Below are 7653 nucleotides of genomic sequence, written 5' to 3' on the forward strand. Positions count from 1 at the left end.
CTGTCATTCGGAGGCAACGCGGCGGGCAAGCAGAGACAATAAGAACAACCGAGGGAGGGACAGGTGGCAAAAGCACCACGGACAACGGCCCCCGCGAAAGCGAGGGCCAAAACTGCCGCAAAACCGGCCAGCTCCGACAAGCCAAAGGCGCCGACGGCCAAAGCCGTTGCCAAAGCGGCACCGACATCGACTTCGAAGCCGGGTCCGGCCGAGAGATTGCCGAAAGCAGTTGGCGCCGGATCGCCGGAAAGGCCTTGGCTCAAGAGCTACCCGAAGGTCGTTCCTGCTGAGATCGGCGCCCTGCCCTTCGGCTCCATCGGCGATCTGCTCGCCGACGCCTGCAAGCAGTATGCCAGCCGGCCGGCCTTCACCTGCATGGGCAAGACCATCACCTATGCGGAAGTCGAGCGGCAATCGGCCGCCTTCGCCGCCTATCTGCAGTCTACGGGACTGCAGAAAGGCGCACGCGTGGCGGTGATGATGCCGAACGTGCTGCAATATCCGGTGGCGATGATGGCAGTGCTGCGTGCCGGCTATGTCGTGGTCAACATCAACCCGCTCTACACGCCGCGCGAGCTGGAACATCAGCTCAGGGATTCAGGCGCTCAAGCCATCGTCATTCTCGAAAATTTCGCCAACACCTTGCAGGCGGTGATCGCCAAAACGGCTGTCAAGCATGTCGTGGTCGCGGCGATGGGCGACATGCTTGGCGGCCTGAAAGGAACGATCGTCAATCTCGTCGTGCGCCGCGTGAAGAAGATGGTCCCGGCCTGGTCGCTGCCGGGCCATGTCAAGTTCAACGCCGCGTTGAAAGCAGGCACCGGCATGAATTTCAAGCCGGTGAAGGTCGCTGCCGACGATGTCGCCTTCCTGCAATATACCGGCGGCACCACCGGCATCTCGAAGGGCGCGGTACTGCTGCACAGCAACGTGCTGGCCAATGTGGCGCAGAACGCGCTCTGGATCGAGGACGCCTTCACGGTCAAGCCGAAACCGGCGCATCTCAACTTCATCTGCGCGCTGCCGCTCTACCATATCTTCGCGCTGACGGTGAACGCACTGATGGGCATGCAGCTCGGCGGCCAGAACATACTCATTCCCAATCCGCGCGACATTCCCGGCTTCGTCAAGCAACTCGGCAAATATCCGATCCACATCTTTCCAGGCCTCAACACGCTGTTCAACGCACTGCTCAACAATGAAGATTTCCGCAAGCTTGACTTCAAGCCACTGATCCTGACGCTGGGTGGCGGCATGGCGGTGCAGAAGGGTGTTGCCGAACGCTGGAAGGCGTTGACCGGCTGCCCGGTCACCGAGGGCTACGGGCTTTCGGAAACCTCGCCGGTGGCCACCGCCAACACATTCAGCAATGGCACCTTCACCGGCACAATCGGCTTGCCGCTGCCCTCGACCGAGATCGCCATCCGCGACGACGACGGCAACGATTTGCCGCTCGGCGAAGTCGGCGAGATCTGCATACGCGGACCGCAAGTGATGGCCGGCTACTGGAAACGGCCGGACGAGACTGCCAAGGTGATAACCAAGGATGGTTTCTTCAAGTCGGGCGACATGGGCTTCATGGACGAGCGCGGCTACACCAAGATCGTCGACCGCAAGAAGGACATGATCCTGGTGTCCGGCTTCAACGTCTATCCGAACGAACTCGAGGAAGTGGTGGCCCTGCATCCGGGCGTGCTCGAAGTGGCGGCGATCGGTGTGCCGGACGAGCATTCGGGCGAAGTGCCGAAGCTGTTCGTCGTCAAGAAGGACCCGTTGCTGACCGCTGAGGTGCTGACCGTCTATTGCCGCGAGAACCTGACCGGCTACAAGCGGCCAAAATACATCGAGTTTCGGACCGAACTGCCGAAGACGCCGGTGGGCAAGATTCTGCGGCGGGCGTTACGGGGGTAGGGATAATTTTGGGCGATTGCCTTACTGTCGATGACACGGTGGACACGCTCTCCCGTCACGATCCGCTGACATTCATCAAGGCGAACATGCGTATCGCCCCTGTTCGTGCGCTTCCCGAAATCCGGCTTTATGCAGCGCATCCCGCGAGCGGTCTGTGGCGGCTCACGCATCAAGAAGGACAAACAGCCGAGCCGGAAGAAGAAGGAACCGAAGCCGACGAGGACGGGCCCGAGCCGCAGCCACCTTACTGGGCCTATGCCTGGGCCGGCGGCGCGGTGCTTGCCCGCTACATCCTCGATCGGCCGGAGTCCGTGGCCGGGCTTCGCGTGCTCGACCTCGGCGCCGGGTCAGGCCTCGTCGGCATCGCCGCGGCAAGGGCCGGAGCGCGCGAAGTGCTCGCGTCCGAGATCGACCGCAACGGCGTCGCCGCGCTCGGTCTCAATGCGGCGGCGAACGGCGTCGCAATCAAAGTCGTCGGCCAGGACATCACCGCTGGTCCGCCGCCGCCGGTGGATGTCGTGGCAGCCGGCGACTTGTTTTACGGGCAAGATCTCGCCGACCGGGTCATCCCCTTCCTCGACCGCTGCCTAGCCGCACGCATCAATGTGCTGATCGGCGACCCGGGCCGGGCCTACCTGCCCCGCTCGCGGCTTCGGCTGCTGGCCGAATACCGCGTGCCGGATGTCGGCGAAGCAAAAGGCGCGGCGATGAAGCCGAGCGGTGTCTTCTCGTTCGAGCCGGAGTAGCCCTGCGAGTTCAGGTCGTCTCCTTGACCCTTGCCGAAAGAAAGTCGGGCAGGTCGGCAACCGAATCCAGAATGACGTCGGCGATCTGCGATAGCGATTCCCGCGTGCCGGTGCCGGAGAGCACGCCGATTGCCAGACCGCAGCCGCCGGCCCGCGCCATCTCCAGATCGTGGCGATTGTCGCCGACCATGGCGATCGCGGTCGGCCTCAGGCCGGTAAGGTCCGAGAACGCAAGGATCGTATCCGGCGCCGGTTTCGGATTGGCCACCGCGTCGTAACCATAGGCGGCGTCGAACAGCTGCGCGACGCCGAGCGTCAGCAATGTCTTTTCCGCGCCAGTGGTCGAATCGTTGGTGGCGACGCCGAGCCGGTAGGATTTCCTGTGAAGAACGCCGAGCGTCTCGACGATGCCCGGCAGCGCCACCGCCATCGCCGAGCCCTGCACCGAGGTGATCTCGTTGAAGCGGGCGACGGCAAGCATCTGGTCTTCATCCGACAGCCGCGGAAACCAAAGCTCGACGACATCCATGTTGGTGCCGGAGGCGAAGATGGAGTCGGGCTTGAAGCGTTTGGTGGCGAAATCGTAGCCCGCCGCGGCAAGCAGCCTGTCGGCCTTCCAGCGGTCGCCCTCCGACGCATCCATCGCCATGAAATCGGCAACGCCGAGCCATGTTGCGTTGAAGTCGACAAGCGTGCCGTCCTTGTCGAACAATATTCCCTTGATCTCGGCCAAGCCGCTTACTCCGATCCGCGCAATCGGTGGATGTGTCCCACCAGTCCGGCGGTCGAAGCGTCCCGCTTTGCGGCATTCTCCTTGCCTTCCACGACAGGCAGCAGCCCGGTCGCCAGTTCCTTGCCGAGCTCGACGCCCCACTGGTCGAAGGAATTGATGTTGAAGAGCGTGCCTTCGACGAAGACGCGGTGCTCATAGAGCGCGATCAGCCGTCCGAACGTATGCGGATCGAGTTGTTTGTAGAGGATCGTCGTCGAGGGCCGGTTGCCGGAGAAGACGCGGTGCGGGGCGATCCTGTCGACCTCGGCGGGCGCCATGCCTTTCGCCAGCATCTGCGCGCGCGCTTCCTCCAGCGTGCGGCCCTTCATGAAAGCCTCCGACTGCGCCAGGCAGTTGGCGAGCAACAGATCGTGGTGATGCTTGAGGTCCGGCTCATGGCCGATGGCCGCTGCGAGGAATTCGACCGGAATGAAATCGGTGCCCTGGTGCAGCAGTTGGAAGAAGGCGTGCTGGCCATTGGTGCCGGGCTCGCCCCAGACCAGCGGGCCGGTCGGCGTGGTCACAGCGCCGCCGTCGAGGGTGACGCTCTTGCCGTTCGATTCCATGTCGAGCTGCTGCAGATAGGCCGGCAGCCTCGACAGGCGCTGATCGTAGGGGATGACGGCGCGAGCGGGGTATTTACAGATCACCCGATGCCACCAGCCGACCAGCCCCATCAGCGCCGGCAGGTTCCTGGCCAGCGGCGCAGTCTGGAAATGCTCGTCCATCGCATGCGCGCCGTCGAGAAAGGCGCGAAAATTCTTCGGGCCGACGGCGATCATCACCGGCAGGCCGATCGCGCCCCAGACCGAATAGCGTCCGCCGACCCAGTCCCAGAAGCCGAAGACGCGGTCGGACGCGATGCCGAACTTGGCCACCAACTCCAGCGCCGTCGAGACGGCGGCGAAATGCTTACCGACCGCTTCCTTGCCGAGCGCCTTCTGCACCCATTCGCGTGCCGTCTCGGCATTGGTCATCGTCTCGACCGTGGTGAAGGTCTTCGAGGCCACGATGAACAGCGTGGTTTCGGCGGAAAGGCCCATCAGCGTGTCGTGGATATGAGCGCCGTCGATGTTGGACACGTAGTGCGTGCGCGGCCCGTCGTGATAGGGCGCCAGCGCCAGCGTCGCCATGGCCGGGCCAAGGTCGGACCCGCCGATGCCGATGTTGACGATGTCGGTGATCTTCTTGCCTGTGGCGCCGGCCGCCTTGCCGGAGCGCACGGCATCGGCGAAGACGCCCATCGCGTCGAGCACGGCGACAACCTCCGCCTTCACATCCTGACCGTCGAGCACGATGCCCTTGCCGTCCAGGTTGCGCAGGGCGGTGTGCAGCACGGCGCGGCCTTCGGTGACGTTGATCTTCTTGCCTGAGAACATCGCGGCGCGCCGGCCTTCGAGATCGGCGGCTTCCGCCAGCTTCTCCAGCATATCCATCGTCTGCGCATCGACCGCGCATTTCGACCAGTCGAGCAGCAGGTCCCCGTCGGTGGCGGAGAATTTTTCGAAGCGCTGCGGATCAGCGGCGAAAGCCTCGCGCATGCTGCCCGATTTGGCCGCACGGTGATCGCGCAGGGCGTCGAGCTGTTTTTGAAAGGACGATTGATCCACTGCCTCACTCCGAGCCTTGAAATCCCAACATAACAGACCGGATGTTTCCGGCGCGTGTCGTCGCGTCCAAACTATCTAGCCGAAATCAACTGGTTTCAATGCGCAGCGATGACGCACGGCGTCACGCAGCGATGACGCACGGCGTCACGCTGGGATGACGCACGGCGTCACGCAGCGATGACGCACGGCGTCACGCCAGGGGATGACGCGTTGCAGCGAAGGATCACTGGCGTAAATCCCAGCGATCAGAAAAATTGATTGGCGCAACAGCTTGTGCCACCGGTACATTCGACTGGTCCAGCGAAGTGAAAAAAGCTGGCCATCGAGGAACATCTTCCATGCCACAGCGAAACGACACGGCCATATGGTCCGGCCTGTTCCGGATTTCGGCGGAATCCGGCCAGACCCTGCAGGCACAGATCCGTCAAGCGATCGTCGCCGCCATCCTCGACCGGCAAATCGCCGCCTCGATGCCGCTTCCGTCCTGCCGGATCCTGGCCGAGAAACTCGGCGTGGCGCGCGGCACCGTGGTGCTGGCCTTCCAGCAACTCGTCGACCAGGGTTTCCTTGTGGCGCGCGAACTGCGCGGCCATTTCGTCAATCCGGACGTGCTGGCGACGCCGGCCAAACCGCACCAGAAGGCGCCCGACCAGGCCAATGAGATCGACTGGAAGGCGCGCCGACAGATCGCGGCCAGCGACATGCCGCCGCCGGCCAAGCACGACAACTGGATCAAGTCGTCCTACCCCTTTGTCTATGGCCAGTTCGATCCGGCACTGTTCCCGACCGCCGAGTGGCGCGAGTGCAACCGCATGGCGCTCGCCGTGCTCGAGATCCGCAACTGGGCGTCCGACATGGTCGACCGCGACGATCCGCTGCTGATCGAGCAGTTCCAGGCGCGGCTGTTGCCGCGGCGCGGCATCTTCGCCAACCCCGATGAGATCATCGTCACGCTCGGCGCGCAGAATGCGCTCTACATGCTGGCGACGCTGCTGATGACCAAAGGCTCCAAGGTCGCCATGGAAGACCCCGGCTATCCCGACGCACGCTCGATCTTCCGACTGGCGGGCGCCGACGTCACACCGGTCCCGGTCGACCACTCCGGCATCGTAACCGCTTCTATTCCCAGCGATTCCGGCTTCGTCTTCGTGACGCCCAGCCACCATTGCCCGACCATGGTGCCGCTGTCGGCGGAGCGCCGGCAGGACCTGCTGGCGCGCGCCAATCGTCACAACCAAATCATCATCGAGGACGGCTATGACAGCCAGCTTCTGGACGAAGCGCCGCAGCAGGCGCTGAAGAGCCTCGACCGCTCGGGCCGCGTCATCTATGTCGGCTCAATGTCGAAGACGCTGGCTCCGGGCCTTAGGCTCGGCTACATCGTTGCCTCGGCCGGGCTGATCTCCGAGCTTCGCGCGCTACGCCGCTTCATGCTCCGTCATCCGCCGGCCAACAACCAGCGCGCGGTCGCACTGTTCTTGTCGCTTGGCCACCATGAGGCGCTGGTGCGGCGGCTGTCGAGCGCTTTCGACGAACGGCGCAAGCGTCTGATCCATGCAATTTCCGCTTTCCTGCCGGAGTGGCGCTCGACCGATTCCGCCGGTGGCGCGTCGCTCTGGCTCGAAGGGCCGCGCGGCACCGATTCGCGCGGGCTGGCCGAGGCCGCCGCCACGCGCAGCGTCATCATCGAGCCTGGCGACCGCTTCTTCGACCGCACCGAAAAGCCGTCGCGCTTCATGCGGCTGGGCATCTCCTCGATTGCGCTGCAGCACATCGAGCCCGGCATCCGCGAACTGGCGACGGCGGCCGGGCGCAGGCCGGCGGCGGCTTGATGCCTCGGTCGGGGCGTAACAGAGACCGGCCGCCATTCTTTAGCGCTCTGGCATATGTGACGGGACCGTCTGGCTCATAGGCTGCACCAATGCCGGCGGCATAGTTCGAGGCATAAGGGGACGAAGCACGCCGATGGTGGACCAACCACCGCCGCCCGCTTCGCAGCTAAAGGTGGAGTGCCTCCCATGTCAGTGGCTGTTGAGAAGCCGGATACGACCTCGGACCAACGTTCGCGGCGTTCCGGGGGGCGCGAAGCGCGCCGCGCCATGCGGGCGGCGCCGCTTGCCGACGATATCAAGCCGGTGCGCGCCGGCCTTGAAGGCGGAAGCTACGGGCCGCTCAGCGAAAACGACCGCGAGCGCATCCACGAAGCGGTGCTGACGCTGCTTGAAACGGTCGGCTTCGCCAATGCCATCCCATCCTGCATCGAGGCGCTGACCAAGGCCGGCGCCACGCTCGGCGAGGACGGCCGCATTCGTTTTCCGCGCGCGCTCGTCCTCGACACCATCAAGAAGGCCGCACGCCACTTCACCCTTCATGGCCAGGATCCCAAGCACGACATGCTGATCCAGGGCAAGCGCGTGCATTACGGCACGGCGGGCGCCGCCGTGCATCTGGTCGACGTCGAGAAGCGCGAGTATCGAGAGTCGCTGCTGCAGGACATCTATGACGCGGCCCGCATCGTCGAAGGGCTCGACAACATCCATTTCTTCCAGCGGCCGATGGTGCCGCGCGACATTCCCGATCCGCTCGACATGGATTTCAACACGCTCTACGCCTG

Annotated in this window: 6 protein-coding genes; 4 read left to right on the forward strand and 2 right to left on the reverse strand. The window is 64.2% G+C overall.

What is annotated here, in order from left to right:
- Window positions 1-63 precede the first annotated feature (63 nt).
- Complete coding sequence (locus tag EOA85_RS21675; protein WP_127211111.1) at window positions 64-1911, forward strand: long-chain fatty acid--CoA ligase; 1848 nt, start codon at window positions 64-66, stop codon at window positions 1909-1911.
- 86 nt (window positions 1912-1997) lie between these two features.
- A complete protein-coding gene (locus tag EOA85_RS21680; RefSeq protein WP_127211114.1) occupies window positions 1998-2657 on the forward strand; it encodes a 50S ribosomal protein L11 methyltransferase in 660 nt (219 codons plus the stop codon).
- 10 nt (window positions 2658-2667) lie between these two features.
- Here EOA85_RS21680 and EOA85_RS21685 read toward each other — a convergent pair whose 3' ends face one another.
- Both EOA85_RS21685 and pgi read right to left on the reverse strand, forming a co-directional pair.
- Entirely contained in the window at window positions 2668-3390 is a 723-nt protein-coding gene (locus tag EOA85_RS21685; RefSeq protein ID WP_029357042.1) for an HAD family hydrolase, read from the reverse strand.
- Between the two features lie 5 nt (window positions 3391-3395).
- Entirely contained in the window at window positions 3396-5039 is a 1644-nt protein-coding gene (gene pgi, locus EOA85_RS21690) for a glucose-6-phosphate isomerase (protein ID WP_127211112.1), read from the reverse strand.
- Window positions 5040-5377: 338 nt separating this feature from the next.
- Here pgi and EOA85_RS21695 point away from each other — a divergent pair, with 338 nt between their 5' ends.
- Both EOA85_RS21695 and EOA85_RS21700 read left to right on the forward strand, forming a co-directional pair.
- Window positions 5378-6871 carry a PLP-dependent aminotransferase family protein gene (locus EOA85_RS21695; protein WP_127211113.1) on the forward strand — a complete coding sequence of 498 codons (1494 nt, stop codon included), beginning with the start codon at window positions 5378-5380 and terminating at the stop codon, window positions 6869-6871.
- Between the two features lie 186 nt (window positions 6872-7057).
- The coding region (locus EOA85_RS21700) for a trimethylamine methyltransferase family protein (protein WP_206523340.1) at window positions 7058-7653 on the forward strand (596 nt) is incomplete at its 3' end.

The sequence above is a fragment of the Mesorhizobium sp. M5C.F.Ca.IN.020.29.1.1 genome (assembly GCF_003997375.1).
Taxonomy (GTDB): Bacteria; Pseudomonadota; Alphaproteobacteria; order Rhizobiales; family Rhizobiaceae; genus Mesorhizobium; species Mesorhizobium wenxiniae.

Excerpts from the sequence above, each read along its gene's own strand:
- EOA85_RS21680 (WP_127211114.1), top strand. The coding sequence starts at position 1,998 with ATGCGTATCGCCCCTGTTCGTGCGCTTCCCGAAATCCGGCTTTATGCA.
- EOA85_RS21695 (WP_127211113.1), top strand. The coding sequence starts at position 5,378 with ATGCCACAGCGAAACGACACGGCCATATGGTCCGGCCTGTTCCGGATT.